The organism is Segatella copri (genome assembly GCF_009495355.1).
GTDB lineage: Bacteria > Bacteroidota > Bacteroidia > Bacteroidales > Bacteroidaceae > Prevotella.
Genome location: NZ_VZAD01000073.1, coordinates 1 through 1,350 on the forward strand (window position 1 = coordinate 1; position 1,350 = coordinate 1,350).

Genomic DNA, 1,350 nt, shown 5'->3' on the forward strand with positions numbered 1-1,350 from the left:
CGCCCTGTTTTACTCTAATTGAGCAAGCTTTGAGCGTATTTTTTAACGTTAATTATATTTAACGACCCTTGGGTCTTGCCTGATGAAGTTTGCGTCATAGTATTCACCTTTTTCTACGAGGGTGAATATGATCCTTAGCAACTTGTTTGCTATGGCATTTAGTACATAATGACGCGGCTTTTTATCTATTAAAGTACGTCTCTCGTAATACAGTTTAATCTCCTTGTTGTGCAATCTGGCGCTTTCTGCGCAGATGTACAACAAGGTCTTTGACCGTCTATTACCAATCTTGGATATATGTGCTCCCTTGTCCATTTTCCCCGATGATTTTTCGTATGGCGCAGTTCCTGCATAAGCAGCATATTGGCGCGCTGTAGTTATTTTTGTGAAATTATCCGTTTTTACCAATAGTTCTACTGCGGTAACCAAACCAACTCCATTGACACTTTTAACAATCTCATAGTTGTGATGAATGCTGTCATGCCCATTTATGACTTTCAACATCTCTTTTTCCGTCTCGGCAATTTCCGTGTCCAACATCTCTTTTATACGGTCCATGCTTCGCTTGACGGCAAGACTTCTGATAGGACGGCAATCCTCGCTCTTGTCGGCTGTCATCAGCTGCTTACGCTGTTCTACAAGCATTTCTCGGTGGCGTGCCAATTGACGAAGCTCATACAGAGCCTCTTCAGGGAACTTCCTGTATTTCAGCTTATCAGGATATCTCTCTCCAAATTCTCTGAGCAGTGCGCAATCCAGGACATCCGTCTTGGCACGGTCAGGGGTAGCTCTGTATCTATGGATGACATATCCACCCACAAAGGCAATCTTCACATTGCTGTCCATGCAGCACTTCAAGAGAGTATCACCATAAACTCCGGTATGCTCAGCAACCAATACAGCATCGCTTGGAAGGGTTTCTAAAAACCTTCCGATACTCTTAAAATTGTTCTTTACAACCTTATGTGAAGGTTGGTTTGATACTTTTTTTGATGTCAAGTCGAAAAAACTTACGTCAAATTTCTCTTTTGCCAAATCTATTCCGTATATTTGCATATTGAATAAAGTTTTTATAAGAAGGGTGCTCCGTTCTGAGCGGCTACAACTATACTACGAGTCCTGTCTTGTTCTACACAAGCAGGCTAATTTACTCTCAAGCTTCTGCTCAGAAAATATCCAGTTCCCAAAACAGGGCTAAGCCTTTACTATGCTAGAAGGGGCACAGGGTTAACGCTGGATATGGAGTATTCTTCTTTTTTATTGTACTTATCTATTTTCCTGCAAAGTTAACAATAGTTTGCAGATATAAAGATTTTTATCTCTTTATTTTTCCAAGTGCAAATATAATAG

Annotated in this window: 1 protein-coding gene; it reads right to left on the reverse strand. The window is 40.7% G+C overall.

The annotated features are described in order from the left end of the window. Nucleotides 1-48: 48 nt before the first annotated feature. A complete protein-coding gene (locus tag F7D20_RS09920; protein ID WP_158463911.1) occupies nucleotides 49-1,056 on the reverse strand; it encodes an IS110 family transposase in 1,008 nt (335 codons plus the stop codon). Nucleotides 1,057-1,350 lie beyond the last annotated feature (294 nt).